The following is a 17411-nucleotide window of genomic DNA, read 5'->3' on the forward strand; positions in this document are numbered from 1 at the left end:
GCATTTGCATCCAAGCGGTTGCTGATGGAACGGAGGGAAACCTTCATCTCGGTGGATTGCGCGGCCCGAATCGGGCCGCGCTCTTTTAATGACCGCCGGATGAGCAGTCATCGGTAGCGTCAGGCCGGCGTCGACCGATATTCGATTCGGGGGCCACCATCATGTATTGCTCGCTCGTCCCGCGGGACGCAGTCGTCTGCCCGTGCAGCACACGCGGCTGCAATCCGCCTGCGGTCAGCCGCCGCGCGCCCCATAGCGCGGTTCAGTCCACATGACGCCCCTTGCCCGACTACGGGCGCTCGACCCGATCTTTCAGCTGCACTGGCTGCTCGGCATCACCGCCGGCGTGGTGCTGATGCTCATCGGGGTGACCGGCGGCCTCATGTCGTTCCAGGAAGACATCCTGGAATGGATCAACGCCGACCAGGTCGCGCACTTCGAAACCGATCAGCGGCTTAGCCCGCCGGCACTGGTCGCTCGTTACGAAGCCAAACATCCCGATCACACGGTGAGCAGCCTGTTCTGGCGTCAGGATCGCCCCTACCCCGTCTTTCTGGGCTATCGCACGCCGGACACCACCGGCCGGCGCGGTGAGCGCGCCATGGTCGACCCGACCACCGCCGAGCCGATCGGCATGCTGCGCGGCCAATGGACGTTCGGGCTGATTCGCCAGCTGCATCAGCGCCTGGCCGCGGGTGCGACCGGCAAGCTCATCGTCGGCATCTCGACGATCGCACTGGTGGTGCTTTCGATCAGCGGTCTGTGGATTCGCTGGCAACGACGCCCGCGCCAGGGCTGGCGCTGGCTATGGCCGCGCGCGCTCGGCGGCAAGCTCGCCGGCGAATGGCATGCGGTGCTGGGCCTGTGGGCGTTGCTGGCTTATCTGCTGGCATCGCTGACCGGCCTGTGGTGGTCGTTCGACTGGTATCGAAACGCGGGCAAGGCGCTTTTCGAAAGCGATACGGCTGCCCGGGTCGAACTCGAGCAGCCCGCCGAGACCGTCGATATCGACCGGCTGTGGGCATCGGTCGGGCCGCGGCTCGTGGATGCAAAGTCGGTGTTCATGCGCCTGCCGGACGAGCCCCGCGCGCCTGTGGAGATCCATTACGTGCCCGGCGACGCCTTCCATCGCTACGCCGACGACGAGCTGTTCGTGCACCCGACCACCGGCGAGATTCTCGGCGCGGCCCGGTTTGCCGACGAACCCGCAGGCAACCAGCTGCTGGCCAGCCTGTATGCGCTGCATATGGGCGCGTTCTTCGGCACGCCGGGCGTGATCGTGATGATGCTCGCCAGCTTTTCCCTGCCGGTTTTCTTTATCACCGGCCTGTTGCTGTACCTGCGCCGCCGGCGCATGAAACGCCAGGTCGCCGCTCCGCCGGCCGTGCAGGCGAACGCCCCACCCGGCACGGATACGCTGCTGGTGGCATACGCCAGTCAGAGCGGGCTGGCCCAGCGCATCGCCAGCCAGACCACGGCCGCGCTGCAAGCAACCGGACGCGCGGTGCGCATGTCCGGCCTCAACGACATCCAGCCGCTCTCGCTGGCCGAGCATCGCCAGGCGCTGTTCGTGGTGAGCACGCACGGCGAAGGCGACGCGCCGGTGGCGGCCCGTGGCTTCGATCGCCGCTTCTGCAGTGCCACCCAGCCGCGCCTGGAAGCCCTCGACTATGCCCTGCTATCGCTCGGCGATAGCGATTATGGCGATAGCTACTGTGCCTTCGGCCGGCGGCTCGATCGCGCGCTGCGCGAGCACGGCGCGCGTACCCTGATCGCGCCGATCGAAGTGGACAAGGCCGATGCCGCGGCCCTGGCCGACTGGCATGCCGCGCTCGCCGGCCTGTTCGGCACGGCCCATACCGCCGTTGAACCGGCATTCGATCGCTGGCGGCTGGCCGCGCGCACCATTGCCAATCCCGGCAGCCTCGGCGGGCCGACCGCCTGCCTGCGACTCGAGCCTATCGGCGCCGGCACCCCGGACTGGCAGGCCGGCGACATTGCCGAAATCCGGCCGCGCCAGCCACAGGCCATGATCGATGCCTGGTTGCAGCGTCATGACATCGACGGCCGGATATCCGTGGTTCGGGACGGGCAAGCCTGGCCGCTGGAGCAGGCACTGGGCGATCGGCAGCTGCCGGATACCCCGCCCGACACGGGCAACGAACTACAGCACTGGTTCGACGGCCTCGCGCCTTTGGCAGCCCGCGATTACTCGATCGCCAACGTCGGCGACGGCGCAATCGAGTTGCTTGTCCGTCTGGCCCGCCACGAATACGGCACCGGCCTGGCCTCAGGCTGGCTGATCGAGCGGGCCGCAATCGGCGATGTCATCGAACTGCGCCTGCGCGCCAACCCCGGCTTTCGCGGCGACGAGAACAGTCACCAAAAGCCGGCGGTCTTCATCGGCAACGGCACCGGCATGGCGGGACTGCGCAGCCATCTGATCGCTCGCATCGGCGCCGGGCAACAGGCCAACTGGCTGTTGTTCGGCGAACGCCAGCGCGCGGTGGATTTCTATTACGGCGACGCGATCCGCGCCTGGCACCAGGCCGGTGCCCTGACCCATCTCGACGCGGTGTTCTCGCGCGACGCCGACGATGGCCGCTATGTCCAGCACGCGCTGGCCGCGCACGCCGATCGCCTGCGCGACTGGATCGACCACGGCGCCTATCTATTCGTATGCGGCAGCCATGACGGCATGGCCACCGGCGTGACGGCAACGCTCGTGAACATCCTCGGCGCCGGCCTGTTCGAACAACTCAACGACGCCGGTCGGATCCGCATGGATGTCTATTAAGAAAGTTCTGCACAACCGGCCGCGGGTCGCGTTCGCGACCTCACAGACGACGCGGCAAGGCGTACCTGAGGCGGAACCCGTTGCCGGTCGCCGGCTTTGCGCGCGCTTGGTCTTCGCCAAGGCTCGCGGGCCTACAACGAGCACGCTACGCGCCAAGCAGGCCGGCGAGACCGCGACAGGTTGTGCAGAGCTTGCTCAACAACCTGCCCATTGTCGGGCGCGCCGTAACAAACAGTTTGCATAGCCATATCGTTCACAGGGGGATTCATGCACGAGAGTAAAACCGGGCTCCGGCTTCGAAACGTCGACATTCGTATTGCCAGCGCGCTTGCCCTGGCCCTGGCGGCTTCGGCTGCCGGCGCCCAGACCACTACCACGCCGACGCCGCTTGCGCCGATCGACGTGGAGGGTGGCCGTATCAAGGGGGCCGATGCGCCAGTGGAAGGCTATGTGGCCGAGCGCAGCGCAACCGCCACCAAGACCGATATTCCGCTCATCGAATCGCCGCAGTCGGTCAGCGTGATCGGCCGCGAACAGATCGAGGACCGCGGTGCCGATACGCTGGCCGAAGCGGTCGAATACGCGCCCGGCGTGAATACCGCCAACAGCGTGAACAACGACGTCATCGACAGCAATGGTATCCAGATCCGCGGCTTTTCTGCCGCGGATGCGACCTATCGCGACGGTACGCGTCTGTTTGCGGGGTTGCCCTACGATGCCCCCATCGAGGCCTACGGCGTCGAACGTATCGAGGTGCTGCGCGGGCCGGCCTCGGTGCTCTACGGCCAGGGCCAGCCGGGCGGCATCATCAACCTGGTGACCAAACAGCCCACCGACACGCCGCTGCGCGAAATCGGGCTCGAAATGGGTACGTTCCATCACAAGCAGCTCAAGGCCGACGTCAGCGACAGGCTCGATAGCGAAGGCAAGTGGCGCTACCGCCTCACCGGACTGGTGCAGGAGTCGGGCACGCCGATCGAATATATCGACGACGACCGCGTGTATATCGCGCCGGCGTTGTCATGGACGCCGAATGCAGCCACGAAACTCACGCTGCTGGCGCGCTATCAGAAATCCCAGTCCGACTATTACTGGACCGGCTTTCCGCTGGCGGGCACCAAGCGCCCCAATCCCGCGACCGGCGAACGCATTCCCGAAGATCGCTATATCGGCCAGCCCGGTCTGGGCGGCTACGATTCCGAGGTGTACGAAGTCGGTTATCTGTTCGAGCACCTGATCAACGACCGGCTCACCTTCGAGCAGAACGTGCGCTATCGCCAGATCGATTACGACGTGGTCGACGTCTTCCGCAACTACTTCGGCGCCAGTCCCCCATTCAACGACGATCTCACCACGCTCGAACGCGATATTCGCGTGCGCTACGACGACGCCGACACCCTGACCGCCGATCAGCGTCTGATCGCCGATGTCGAGTTCGGCGGTATCGACCACAACCTGCTGGTCGGTCTCGATTACAAGAGCCTGGATTACGACAGCCGTACCTCCGGCTTTCTGCGTCTTAGCGGCCAGGCGCCGGTGCCGGATCTCGATCTCTACGATCCCGACTACACGCAGTCGTTCACCATCCCGGACGCACCCAACCAGAACGGCACCGAAGCCAGCCAGTACGGGCTCTACGTACAGGACCACATGAAGTTCGCGGACAAGTGGGCGCTCACGGTCGGCGCCCGCCAGGACTGGGTCGACGAACAATCGCTGGGCGCCGACAAGAACGACCAGGACGAACTCAGCTGGCGCGCCGGGCTGGTGTATCTGGCCGACAACGGCGTGGCGCCGTATGTCAGCTATAGCGAATCGTTCGTGCCGCAATACGGCGTGAACGAGGTCACCGGCGAGACCCTGGACCCCATCAGCGGCAAACAGTACGAGGCCGGTGTGCGCTATCGCCCCGACGGCTGGGATGCCTCCTTCGAGCTGGCCGCGTTCGAGATCACGCGTCAGAACGAAACGGTGGCCCTACCCAGCAACCCGACCGTACAGAGCCAGATCGGCGAAACCCGTTCGCGCGGCGCCGAAGCCTCGGCCCAGATCGATCTCGCCCGTGGCTTGAAGGCCATTGCCAGCTATACCTACAACGAGGTCGAAGTCGTCGAGGCCGGCGGCAGCCAGACCACCAACGGCAACCGCGTACCGGACCGCCCCGACCACCTGGCCAAGCTGTGGGTCGACTACAGCTTCCAGCAGCCTGCGCTGGACGGCCTGGGCCTGGGCGCCGGCCTGCGCTACACCAGTTCCTCGTTTGCCGATGCCGCCAACGAGGCCCGCTATCCCTCGGCCACGCTGGTGGATGCCTCGGTGCGCTACAGATTCGACGACGTCACGCTGCAGCTGTCGGGGCGCAACATCTTCGACGAGGTCAAACTCTACTGTAACGGCTCGCAGGCGACGTCTTTCTGCGACTACGGCGTACCGCGTACCGTGGTCGGCAGCCTGACCTATCGCTGGTAGCAAACAGGCCGCGCCGGCCCGCCTCGCCGCGGGCCGGCCTTAGCCACGGCGTTCGAGCTTGAAATCCAGGTTCTGGCGAACCGCCGGCCACTCGTGCGCCAGAATCGAAAAGACCACGGTATCGCGCAGAATGCCGTCATCGCTGATCTGATGGTTGCGCAACACGCCGTCCTGTTTTGCCCCCAGGCGCGCGATCGCCGCCCGCGAGACCCGATTGTGCCAATGGGTACGGAACTCGATGGCGATCGCATCGAGTGTTTCGAAGGCATGGGCGAGCATCAGCCGCTTGCATTCGGTATTGACCACGGTGCGCTGAAAGCGCTGCGCATACCAGGTATAGCCGATCTCGGCCCGACGGTTGGCCGCGTTCACGTGACAGAAACGCGTCGAGCCAATCACCGTATCGCTGGCGCGATCGCGCACGGCAAAGGCAAGACCGCCCGCCGCCCGCTCGGCGTGGGCTGTATCGATATAGCCATCCACCGCGTCGGGGGCCGGCACGAAGGTGTACCACAGCCGCCAGAGTTCGCCGTCGCGTACCGCCTCGGCCAGCGCCGGCGCATGGGCGTGTTCGAGCGGCTCCAATACCACGCGATCGCCGGTCAGAACGCCTGGCTCAATCCACTTATTCATCTCGCCCCCAATATGATTGGACTACCGACTAATAGCTCCTACATACAACAACTTACCCGGCCCTGATATCATTTTATGCCATAGATCAGCCGGTTACGCAGAGTAACGTCTCATTGACCGGTGAGACGAACCGGGTTTCCTGCCATCGCCCTGACGGGCCGTGTTCTGCGGGACCGGTGCGACAGCCGTGACGCCGGCCTGTCGATACGTCCCACCCCAACGTTTCAGCGCTTGATGAACATACGTCGATGGCTTGCCGGCGCACTCCTGATCACTGCAGTGGGCGTGGCAGCGCGTATCGTCATAACACCGCAGGAACCACAGCTGGAATTCGATCCGGCGCTGGGCGCGCAGCATTATTACCGGGTCGGCAACCGCGTGGTGGTTGACGTCGACGGACAAGAACTCGACGACACGGTAACCAGCCACGGCATCGTCAACTATCGCGTGACCGGGCGCGAGCCCCTGCGTCTGCATGCCGCGATCGACCTGCTTGATATGGCGGTCAACGACCAGCCGACGCTGTCCAGCGTCGATATGGGCGGGCGCGATCGTGAGCTGGCCGCGGCGATACGCGACGGCTTCGACATGACGCTGACAGGCAACGGCGAAATGGATATACGTCCCACCAACGCCGCGGCTTTCAAACGCCTGTCCCGGCAGTTCGACAAGCGGGCAGAAAACCCTTTCCAGCAGGCCCTGCTCGGACCGATGCCGCCGGCGGATATTCCAGCGCGCGCGGGCGCCGAGATTACGCTCGACAACTTCCAGGGTTTCGAAGGCCTGACGCTCAGCGTGGACGCGCTCGACAGCGAACACGCCTGGCTGCGTATCGACGGCGAACTCGAAGAGCTGCCAAGCGACTCACCGTTGATCCGGAACATGGCCCCGCCGGGCCAGAACATCGACGTATCCGATATCCACGTGGCCGCGCGTATGACCGTGGAACGCGAACACGGCTGGCTGACCGACATGACGCTGGTGCTACGCCTGCGTATGGCCCTCGGCGATAAAGCGGCGACCATGCGCTCGATCACCTATGCCCATCGCCGCGACAATCTCCTGGCCGGCGCGGTGGACACACCCCTGAACGCCTTTCTACGCCTGCCGCCTGATTTCATCACGGCGAGCGATCTGATGATGGCCCAGTTCAGCCCTGCTTTCCTGGCGCCACCGCTGCATGCGACGCCTGACCGCTTCGATGCACCCGACAGCGCACAGGCGCTCTCTGCATATCACGACGGCGTGATCTTGTATCTGGATGGCGGCAACGCACGCAGGCTGCCATACGGCAGCCTCGAGCTGGAAAACGCGATCGCATACGACGCCCAGGGCAAGCGCCTCGACGGGACGCTGGCCTTCGACACCATGCACTACCAGACTGAAGGGGAAGGCGAAGGCGAAGGCGGGGGCGGCTGGCTGATCAATCTCGTACCGCTGGGCTGGAACGAAAACGATCCAAGCCGGATCGCCGAGGTACACGCCGATATCGGCTTTCGCCGACGCCCGCAGGGTGAACCGGTGACGCTCAAACTCGACGATCAGCGCCGTGTCCTCGAACACGGCGATGCGCGCGCCGTGGCACAACCGCTCGCAGACCGCGACAACGCCTGGCAGGTGGCGCTTTCCACCGGCGGCGAACGATTTTACTGGCTCGACCCCGGCGCATTGCCCGAGGGTGTGACCGGCCAGGGACTGTTGCCGGAGCCGGACAGTGGTTCAACCCCGGCCGAACAGATCATGCTCGCTCGCAACGACAATCCGCGTGCCTGGAAACACAGCCTGCGTATCGAAGCGGACCAACCTTCGCTGGAACTGCCCCTGCTCGACACCGACAACGGCGATATCGTGCAAACCGAGACCGTGCGTTTCGTGCTGCCCGGCAGCGCACCGGCAGCCAGGCCGGCAAAGACGCTGCATATCGATACGCCGGTACTCGACGAGCGCGATATCTCACTCGACGCAATCGATGCCCCGGTGCCAACCGCAACAGGCGGCCTGCGCATGACGCTGCCTGTCGAGCTGGCCGAGCCCTGCGGCTTGAGCGCCTGGCCCGAGGGTCAGAATGCACCCACCCTGCTGTGGCGCCGCGTGGCGCCTGACAGCAACGCCGGGCACGACAACACAAGCACCGACTGGCAGCTCACCGATGTCCAAGGCAAGGCCGTCGACGTACGCGAGCGTGCTGTCGAGACGGTCCTGACCTGTCCCGGCACGCCGGTCTGGCATCGAGTAACGATCGAGCACGACATGCCCTGGCGGATCGACCTGAAGCGTGCGACCGGTCGCTGGCCCAATGGATCGCTGCCGGCCACCGAGTATTTCCGCCGGGTCCAGTTCCTGGACGCCGACGGCCGACCGCTGCGACCGAGGCTCAAGCGCGGCAGCGAGGAACCCGCCACGGACTGGGCACAGGAGGCGGCCGCACATAGCGTCGGCGATTACGTGGATGACAGCGGCCAGATTCGTATCTGGGGCGACGTCGCCCAGCTGTTGGCGCTCGATTACCCGGCACCCAGCGTAAAACGCCGCTGGCCGCATGCGGCCGACGGGGCCGACACCTGCGACACAGCGGCGCGCGATAACGCGGGACAGGCCGAAAACACCCCATGAAACGATCGCTCGTATTCGCCGGCATTGCATTACCGGTCATCGCCTGTGCCGGCGCTGCCGGGTGGTTCGCAAACAACGGCCTGACCGGCACGGACGCATTCGATGCGGCAGCCGGCTCGAACACGACGTACGTCGTCGGCCACCGGGTGACCGAACACCGCCTCGATACCCACAGCTTCGATCGCTGGGTGAAGGCGATCGGCGTCCTGCGCTATCGGCTGGAGGATTTCGGCGACTCGCGTCAGCTCCACGTCGAGCCGCTGCTGACGGAAATTCACGGCGACGACCAGAAAGCGATGGCTCGAATCACGTATGAGGGCGATCTGGCGCGCCGAGTCGGCGGCTTCGATATGCCCATCGAAAACGGCCGCCCAACCTTCGATCACGCAGCGGCCGCGGCGCGGACCTCGCTCGGCGACGAACTCGACGCGCCCGCGGGCAATCCGCTCGTCGCGCCCATCGTGGTGCCGACACTGCCCCGATCCATAGAGGCACGCGAGGGCGCCGAATACACCCTCGCCACCTGGCGCGGGCTCAGCGATATCCGCTTTCGCGTAGAGGCGATCGACGACGACACCCTGAGCCTGCGTATCGAATCCACTGACACCACGCGCGCGCTCGATGCCGACGTCCAGCCCGCCGATGTCCGCCTGCTTGGGCGCATGCGTATACGCCGCGCCGACGGCTGGCTGGATGCGCTCACGCTCGTACGCCGCGACGTGGTCGAACGCGACGCCGGCCCGGTTGCCATCGATCGCGTCACCCGCGCCTATCGCAAGATCGATCTGCTCAGCGGTAATGGCGACGACAAGCTGGCGCCCTTCTTCGGGGCTACGGATAGCAACCGCCGCGAGATCGAGTTCGCGCAGGCGCCGGACGACATCGCGCGCCCCGCCCCGGCCATCAGCAATCCGTCGCTGGCGGACTACGACACCGCCCTGAGCGTCGATCTTCTAGGGCTGATCCTGCATATCCGCTACAACAAAAACGAGCGTGTTCCGGCCCTGTCGCTGGGCATCCGCGACGTCACCTTCTACGACGCCGACGACAACGCCCTGGACGTGCCGGCCGTGCTCTATGCGGACTCGCCGTTTTTCGACTACGAAACCTTCGACGACGGCCAGATGTTCATCTATGTGCCGCTGGGCGGCGACCGGTCCGTGCTCGAGCGCATCGCGCGCGCCGAAGCAACGCTGATCTATCACGAACAAAAGCCGCACTATTTCACGCTGCGCCTCGACGACCAGCCGCATACGCTCGAACACGCGGGCGCGCAGCTACAGGCCACGCCCGACCCGGCGCACGCCCACCGCTGGCGGCTGCGTGCCGACAACACCGCCGATACCCGCTATTACACCAGCCGTCACGCGATCGCGCCCGGGGTGACGGGCGCTTACGACCTCGCGCTCGACGACAGCTGGCTGAGCGTTGGCGAAGCGACCCTGCTCTCGCGCGTCGACGGGCTGGGTCGAGATGTCTCCAGTATCCGCATCAACGCCGACCGCTCGCCCGTCGACTTGCCGCTGGTGCGGCTGACCAACGGCAAGCGACATGAATACCGCGTCGAATTCAAACGCAGTACATCGCCATGAAAAACACCGCTCGAATTCGTGGACGAGCATTTTCTGATCGTGGGTCTCGACCAAGCCCTTGTCTGTTTTATCCAACCGGAGTTGCGCGTGCCGCATAGAAAATTCATTTCGGCGCTGGTCGTCGTGTTAGCGCTTAACACGTTTGCAGCAGCCGCGTTCGCGGCAGATTCAGCTGTGTCTTTCGACCCCGCGCAGGGCGACCATCGCGATTATCGCGTCAACATGCGCATGCAGTTCAAGGCCGACGACGAGCCGGCCGCCTCTGCCAGCCGCTGGTTCACGCTCCAGAGCGTGATGCGCTATCGCGTCGACGCGACCGAGCCCCTGCTGCAGATCAATATCGAACCCCGCTTCATGCAGGCCGAGAACAACGACGAGGTCCTGTTCTCCAGCGCACAGCCGGAAGCGTTCGAACAAAGCGACATTCCCAGCCTGATGGGTGCCGGCTTCGATCTGACCCTAAATCGCGAAAGCGGCGAAACACGCTTGCAAGACAACGGCCGCGCCGCCCTGCGAGCGCTCGCGGACCAAGCCGAGGCGCCAATCGATCAGTTCGAGCCACAGCTGTTCGCCCCAGCGCTCGCCCAGTCGGTACCGGCTCGCCAAGGCGAACAGGTCACGATCACCGGTCTCCAGAACCTGCCAGCGTTGCGGCTGACCGTCACGCAGGTCGATAGCAACAGCGTGACCGCCACCTTCAAGCGCGCCAAAGACAGCTCGGCGCCGGCCCACGCCATGGACGGCACCGCCTACGGCACCAGCGCACGTTTTACCGACATCCACGGGCGTGTGCGTATCGATCGCGACAGCGGGTGGATCGATGCCATGACGCTGATCAGCGAACAGGCGCTGACAAAAGGCGATCGTACCGCCCGTATGCGCAGCGCCATGACCATGCAGGCTGTCGATAACCCGACCACCGGCGCGCTCTATGACAGCCTGAAGCAGTTCAAGACCAATACCCTGCTTGCCGCCATGCCCGGCACCGAGCTGCATTTGCCCGACAGCGCGGACGCCGTGCCGGAAGACCAGGCCTTCGAAGCGTCGAAGCAGCCGCTGGCCCATGTCGACAGCAATTTTCATATCGACGATGAAGACGGCGCGTTGGTGCTCACGATCCGGTATGACGAGGACACCAACGCAGGCCTCGATGAGCTGAGGCTGGATACGCTCACGCTACGCGATGCAAACGGCAAGCGGTTGGACAAGAACTTCGTGCTGGAATGGATCGGCCCCGATTTCACCGAAGGCAACACCGCTGAGGTGCGTCTTCTTCCGCTTGGATGGCAGAAAGACGACCTGAACGATATCGCCGAGGTACAGGCAACGTTCACCTACCAGCCGATCGACGCCCCGGCCGATGTGGCACTGCCGTTGCAAGACACGCCGACCCAGCTCGACGACGGCCCGGCACATGCCCGTGCCGTACCGATCGACGGCGGCTGGCGAGTAACTCTGCGGGGAAGCTATACCCACTACTACACACCCGATCACGCCGCCGTGTTCGAAGGCGATTCGGCTGTCACCAGCGATCATGCCGACAGCGGCGTGCGTCCAACGGACCAGACCCTGCTCGATCATGTCGACAATACGAACGTGTGGCGCCAGCAATTCGAACTAAAAGGCGATATCGATGCATTCGATCTCGTGCTTTTGAGGCCTCGGGCCAACACCACCACGGCCACGATCAAATTCACCCGACGCGACCCGGTGCGCTAACCGTTGTGACCCCCCCTGCCTGGAGCCCATGTGCTCGACGCCCGCCTGCACGAATCACGGGCGGGCCCAGGTCGGGCCGCAATGAAACCGAGTTCGTCGTTTCTATTATCCGGAGCTGCGCGTGTCGAATAACAAACTGATTCTGGTCCTGATTGCCGTGGTGGCCATCATCGCGGCCGTCGCAGCGGCGATCGTGTTCTCGACGCCCTCGGATATCGCCTTCGACCCGGCCGAGGGCGATACGCGTGATTATCGCGTCGGCGTGATGACACGGATTCATGCCGAAGCCGATTCGCCCACCGGCTTCAACGACGTGTCGGTGGCCATGCAGAGCGTGATGCGCTATCGGGTGGACGCCGCCGGGCCGTCGTTGAAGGTTCATGTCCAGCCGCGCTTTATCGATGTCGAAGACGACAGCGGCTATACGATGTTTTCGAGTGCCAGACCACGCGATCGGCGCGACACGCCGATGGTCGATCTCATGCGTGACGGCTTCGACCTGATCGTGAATCGCGAAAGCGGCGACACCCGACTGAGCGCAGTCAACCGCGGCGCCTGGAATGCGTTCAGAGAACAGGCCGGCGACTCGCAGATGAATCAGTTCGAACAGCAGATGGCCGCCCCGGCGCTTACCCGGAACGTACCGGCCCGCGCGGGTGAACAAATCACGGTAGACGCATTTCAGGGCATGCCCGCGCTCACGCTTACGGTCGAAACCGTCGACGACGACAGCGTCACGGCTTCCCTGACGCGCGCCAACGACAAACCCACGGCCTACACCAAGGTCGGCGGCGCTCACAGCCGCGCCAGCGCGCGCGTCATTCGGGTACACGGGCGCATGCGCCTGGATCGCGATACGGGCTGGATCGAAGCCCTGACCCTGGTCAGTGAACAACAGATCAAAAACGGCGACAAGACCGGCCGCATGCACACGACGCTGACCATGCGCGCGGTGGACAATCCGGCCCTCGGTACGGCCGGCGACGGGCTGAAGGCGTTCAGCAACACCGCGTTCAGCAGCCAGCGCCCGAACGGCATGGAACTGCCCCTGCCGCACAGCCCCGCAGCGGCCGCAAAGCGGCCGATGGTCAAAGCGGCCCGGCAGCCCTTTGCCAACGTCGACGCCAGCTTTTTTGTCGACGACGACAATATGCTGGTGCTTACGCTGGGGCACGACATCGCCAGAGACGCGCATATGAGCGTGCCCTCGCTCACCGGGCTCACCCTGCGCGACGCCGAGGGCCAGGTGCTCGATATTCCGCTGGTACTGGACTCGATCGGCCCCGACTACGACCAGGGCCGTATCAGTACGAAGGTGCGCCTGTTGCCCATGGGCTGGCAGGACGCAAAGCTGGACCGGATCGCGAACGTCGAGGCCCGGTTCGACTATGTAACGCCGGTCGAGCCCGAGCATATCGAGCTGCCGCTGGCCGATGCCCCCACCGAGCTGCACGAGGGCTCGGCCCGGGCGCGTGCCGTGCCCACCGACGACGGCTGGCGATTGATCCTGACCGGCAGCGCGAAGGCGTTCTATATCTACGACATGAGCGCGATCTACGGCAAGGACCTGTCGGCCCGGATCAGCGACCGTGCCCACGAGGGCCTGACGCCTTCGGATCGCACGCTACTCGAACGGGTCGACAGGTCGGACGCCTGGGTGCAACAGATTCGGGTGACCGGAGAGAGCGACCGCTTCGCCCTTGCGCTGTACAACAACATGCCTGCGCCGAGCTCTCACCAGGTCAACTTCACCAGCCGACGGCAACGCTACGCCAACCGCGAACTGCCGCCGCCGGAAATCCGTCAGCTGTATATCGCGCCGGTGCCGGACAAGCCGTCGCTGGCGGTCGACGCCGAACCCGAAGGCGCGGACCAGAATCGCCTGAGCCTGCGCCTGCCGATCGGCGTGGGCTCGGCCTGCGAACTGGCCGCCGACGCACCGGCACAAGAGGGCCATGCCCTGGTCTGGCGCCCGGAAGACCAGCGTGCGTCCGGTTTCGGCATCGGCCAGCCGCGCACCGGCGAACACCCCGATACCGAGCGCTGGGTACTGATGACCGACGACGGCGTACGCGCCTATTTCTACGGCATCGATATCGCTACCACGCTGCGCTGCCCCGGCCAGCCCGCCTGGCAGACCCGTGAACTCGATAGCGACCGGGACAAACCCTGGCTGGTGGATATCGACGCCGTGGTCGAAGGCGAGATCGACCCCGACATGCAGGCAGCCCGCTTTTTCGACAGTCATCGTTTTATCGATACGCGCGGCAAGCCCGTGCGCCCCATGCTCGAGCACATGACCGCGGATACCCGGCTCGACGACTGGCGTGTCGAAGGGGCCAAACACCATGTGTCGGACTATCTCGACGAGTCCGGTCGTATCCGGTTCTGGGGCAACATCGCGGCCGTGAAATCGCTGACCTTCTCCGGCGCGCCGATCGAAAAACAATGGCGCAACCATCTGAAGGGCCTGCAATGAACCGTTCGACGCTATTACGTCCACGATTCGTCTTGGTCGCCGCCTATCTGTTCGTCCAGGCCGGCAGCGCCTGGGCACAGGGTACTTTCTGGCTCAACGATGACTTCGAAGTCGTCGCCAAGGCCAAGGCCAGTCGCAAGGCCACGGTCGCCGACGAACGCGAGGGCCCGGGCTGGCCGGTGGAAATTCGTCGCATCCGCTACGACCAGCTGAATTTTCGCAGCTATAGTTCGACGCCGGATCTGGCCGATCCCGAACAAAAATGGGTCGGCGCCTATCAGCTCTACCGCTTCGCCGGCGATTACAAGCTCGCGGAAGTAGGTACCCGCAACATGGCCGGCGAGCGCCACGGCCTGGCAGTGGGCTTCGAGCGGGATGGCGATCTCAGCTACGAAACACCGTATGTAAACGGCGTCATGCAGGGCATGGGGCGCCGCTATGTCGGCGGCGAACTGCGCGATCTCACCCCGCTGGTCGATGGCAAGCGTGAAGGCTTCGAAACCAGCTACTACGACGGGCGCATCCGCAAGCTCACCGAGCTGCACGACAACAAGATCGACGGCGTGGTCGAACAGTACGGCAGCCTGCATTCACCGCAGGTACTCACACAGCGCAGCCACTATCGCAGCGGCCGGCTCGACGGCTGGGAACGGATCTGGTCGCTCGAAGGCGCGTTGTTGCAGGAAACCCACTATGTGGACGGCCGCAAGAACGGCATCCAGCGCAACTGGACGGACCAGGCCGCCGGGCATCTCGCCTCCGTATACCACTATCGCGACGGCAAGGTGCGCGGGCTTCAACAGGAATATCGCGGCGCCTATCTCGACGAAGAGCGCGTGATCGGCGACGACGGGCAGCGGCTGCGCCGGACCCTGTTCTGGCCGATCGAGGGCAACCCGCGCAAGACCGAGAACCGGATCGAAACCGACGCACAAGGGCGCACCCAGCGCGTAGACGAAACCTTTTCCAATACCGGCCACCTGGTCACGCGTCACGTCAGCTTTCGCGATGCACCGCACTACATCAAAACGCGCTTTAGCGAAGACGGCCACGTCCTTTATCGAAAAGAAGTCGTGGACGGCAAACCGAACGGCCTACAGATCGACCAGACCCTGGACGGCCACTACGAATGGCGCCGCTACGACGACAGCGGGCGCCTGCACGGTGAGCAGGCCGATTATCGCAATGACCAGGTGGTTCGCCGCTGGACGATGGACCACGGCGAACCGGTCGGCGACAGCCAGGACAGCGGTTCGGACAGCGCCGACTGACGCACCGTGCCAGTACGAGAGGTTTTTACATGATCACGCGCTTGCGCTGCGTATTGGCTGCCGCCCTGTTGGCCGGTAGCGCTGCCGCCCATGCCGACACCCGCCTGTGGTACGACGCCGAACTCAACCCGGTCGCCGACCCGGCTGCGGCCAGCTATCGCGTACGCGTCGAGGATCAACGCGACGGCATCGGCTGGCCGGCCGAACTGCGCCGTATCGAAGACGATGCCCTGCGCATGCGCGGCTATGTCGCCCGACCCGAACCGGGCGATACGGATGTCACCTGGATCGGTCATTACGAGCTCTATCGCCTGAGCGGCGAACACCGGCTCGCCGAAGTCGGCACCGCCGATGCGCAGGCCCGTTATCAGGGCCTGATGACCAACTTCGACGCCCAGGGCCGGCTCGAACGCGCCGCGCTCTATCGCGACGGCGAACTCGACGGCAAGACCCGCCGGTATGTCGACGGCGAACTCGACAGCATCACCGACTACGAAAACGGTCAGCGCGAAGGCGTACATGCCCAGTATGTCCAGGGCGCGCTGTTTCGTATCGAGGAATATCACCACGATCGCCTCGACGGGGTCGCCGAGCAATACAGCACCGGCGACCGGGCCTGGCTGGTCAGCCGGGTCGAATACCGCGACGGCCGGGCGCATGGCTGGGCACGCGAATACAGCGCCGGCCAGACCGTGGCCGAAACCCGTTTCGTGAACGGGCGCAAGGACGGCCCGCAACGCCAGTGGCACGATCAGGAAAAGAACCTGCTCAGCGAGATCGTGCACTACCGCGACGGCAAACAGATCAGCAATGACGTGGTCACTCGCTACAACGTGAACGACCAGGTCACCGCTCAGATCGTGCTCGATCGCGACGGCCAGTTACGGGCCACGACCCATTACAACACCGCCACCGGTCAGCCGAAAACCCGGGTCCGCCATGTCCGCGATACCCATACCGATACCCCGAAGGAAATTCACGAGTATTTCGACCGCTACGGCTATGTCGAAGTCCGCCGCATCACATTCCCTGGCCAGGCCCACGAAATCGAGCTGCGATTTGCCTCCGACGGGGCGCTGACCTATCGCCGTGAACTGCGCAACCACCATCGGGTGGGTCTTTATATCGAAACCCTCGAACCCGACCACACCATGCGCACCCACTACGACGACAGCGGCAAACGTCAGGGCCAACAGCTCGAAACCCGCCACGGTAAAGTCGTGAAAATGACCACCTGGGCCGATGGCAAGCGCAACGGCCCCTTTTTCGAACGCGCCTATAGCGGTCGGCGTACCGAAGGCCAGTATGTCGACGGCAAGCTCGACGGCGAATACCGCGTGCTCGACAGCGACCAGCAACCTGTCGAAATCGCGCACTACGACCAGGGCACGAGAGACGGCCTGTACGAGCGCTACGATCGCTATACCGACGACGACAAGCCCGTCGAGCAGGGCCGCTATGTCGATGGTGCCCGGCACGGGCGCTGGATCGAGACATCGGCCAGCGGCGGCCCGACCTGGCACGGGGACTATCGCAACGGCCAGAAGATTGGCCGCTGGCAGGCCGTCAACGCGCAGGGGTATCCGCTCACCGAAGGTAATTTCGAGGCCGGCCAGCGCAACGGCCTATGGCGCAACTTCCGCGACGACGGCGCGCTCGACAGCTGTGCGCTGTATCGCAACGGCGAACGCGTCGACACGCCGGCCTACGACCCGAACGCCGGCCAGACCCGTATCGAATACTGCAACGGCCTGCGCGATATGCACTGACGGATTCTTACCGCATCGCTATCGCTGCTATCTGATTTTTCACCCTTAAACCCATACCGGCACGCACCG

At 64.6% G+C, this 17411-nt stretch carries 9 protein-coding genes; 8 read left to right on the plus strand and 1 reads right to left on the minus strand.

What is annotated here, in order from left to right:
- The first annotated feature begins 271 nt into the window (after nt 1–271).
- Together C84B14_RS06250 and C84B14_RS06255 are read left to right on the plus strand one after the other, a co-directional pair.
- On the plus strand, nt 272–2797 hold the full coding sequence (locus tag C84B14_RS06250; protein ID WP_353222646.1) for a PepSY domain-containing protein: 2526 nt from the start codon (nt 272–274) through the stop codon (nt 2795–2797).
- A gap of 267 nt (nt 2798–3064) precedes the next feature.
- Nucleotides 3065–5266, plus strand: coding sequence for a TonB-dependent siderophore receptor (locus C84B14_RS06255; protein WP_353222647.1), 2202 nt, complete (start codon nt 3065–3067; stop codon nt 5264–5266).
- A 39-nt stretch (nt 5267–5305) separates the two neighbouring features.
- Here C84B14_RS06255 and C84B14_RS06260 read toward each other — a convergent pair whose 3' ends face one another.
- Nucleotides 5306–5899: a GNAT family N-acetyltransferase gene (locus C84B14_RS06260; RefSeq protein WP_353222649.1), complete on the minus strand. Its 594-nt coding sequence runs from the start codon at nt 5897–5899 to the stop codon at nt 5306–5308.
- A gap of 234 nt (nt 5900–6133) precedes the next feature.
- On the opposite strand from C84B14_RS06260, the gene C84B14_RS06265 reads away from it, so the two are divergent.
- The 6 genes from C84B14_RS06265 (at nt 6134) to C84B14_RS06290 (ending at nt 17342) form a co-directional block, all read left to right on the plus strand.
- Nucleotides 6134–8512 carry a hypothetical protein gene (locus C84B14_RS06265; protein ID WP_353222651.1) on the plus strand — a complete coding sequence of 793 codons (2379 nt, stop codon included), beginning with the start codon at nt 6134–6136 and terminating at the stop codon, nt 8510–8512.
- Nucleotides 8509–10104: a hypothetical protein gene (locus C84B14_RS06270; RefSeq protein WP_353222653.1), complete on the plus strand. Its 1596-nt coding sequence runs from the start codon at nt 8509–8511 to the stop codon at nt 10102–10104. The genes C84B14_RS06265 and C84B14_RS06270 overlap by 4 nt, the downstream gene beginning before the upstream one ends.
- A 174-nt stretch (nt 10105–10278) precedes the next feature.
- Nucleotides 10279–11823, plus strand: coding sequence for a hypothetical protein (locus C84B14_RS06275; RefSeq protein ID WP_353222654.1), 1545 nt, complete (start codon nt 10279–10281; stop codon nt 11821–11823).
- Between the two features lie 121 nt (nt 11824–11944).
- The gene (locus tag C84B14_RS06280) at nt 11945–14302 is read left to right on the plus strand and encodes a P-loop NTPase family protein (RefSeq protein ID WP_353222656.1); all 2358 of its coding nucleotides are present in this window, start codon (nt 11945–11947) and stop codon (nt 14300–14302) included.
- Nucleotides 14299–15573, plus strand: coding sequence for a toxin-antitoxin system YwqK family antitoxin (locus tag C84B14_RS06285; protein ID WP_353222658.1), 1275 nt, complete (start codon nt 14299–14301; stop codon nt 15571–15573). Before C84B14_RS06280 ends, C84B14_RS06285 begins: the two co-directional genes overlap by 4 nt.
- Before the next feature lie 29 nt (nt 15574–15602).
- Nucleotides 15603–17342: a toxin-antitoxin system YwqK family antitoxin gene (locus tag C84B14_RS06290; RefSeq protein ID WP_353222659.1), complete on the plus strand. Its 1740-nt coding sequence runs from the start codon at nt 15603–15605 to the stop codon at nt 17340–17342.
- Nucleotides 17343–17411 lie beyond the last annotated feature (69 nt).

Origin of the sequence: Salinisphaera sp. C84B14, from assembly GCF_040361435.1 — a bacterium.
GTDB lineage: Bacteria > Pseudomonadota > Gammaproteobacteria > Nevskiales > Salinisphaeraceae > Salinisphaera.

Coding starts and splice junctions, on each gene's coding strand:
- C84B14_RS06250 (WP_353222646.1), top strand. CDS start 272: ATGACGCCCCTTGCCCGACTACGGGCGCTCGACCCGATCTTTCAGCTG.
- C84B14_RS06255 (WP_353222647.1), top strand. CDS start 3,065: ATGCACGAGAGTAAAACCGGGCTCCGGCTTCGAAACGTCGACATTCGT.
- C84B14_RS06260 (WP_353222649.1), bottom strand. CDS start 5,899: ATGAATAAGTGGATTGAGCCAGGCGTTCTGACCGGCGATCGCGTGGTA.
- C84B14_RS06265 (WP_353222651.1), top strand. CDS start 6,134: ATGAACATACGTCGATGGCTTGCCGGCGCACTCCTGATCACTGCAGTG.
- C84B14_RS06270 (WP_353222653.1), top strand. CDS start 8,509: ATGAAACGATCGCTCGTATTCGCCGGCATTGCATTACCGGTCATCGCC.
- C84B14_RS06285 (WP_353222658.1), top strand. CDS start 14,299: ATGAACCGTTCGACGCTATTACGTCCACGATTCGTCTTGGTCGCCGCC.
- C84B14_RS06290 (WP_353222659.1), top strand. CDS start 15,603: ATGATCACGCGCTTGCGCTGCGTATTGGCTGCCGCCCTGTTGGCCGGT.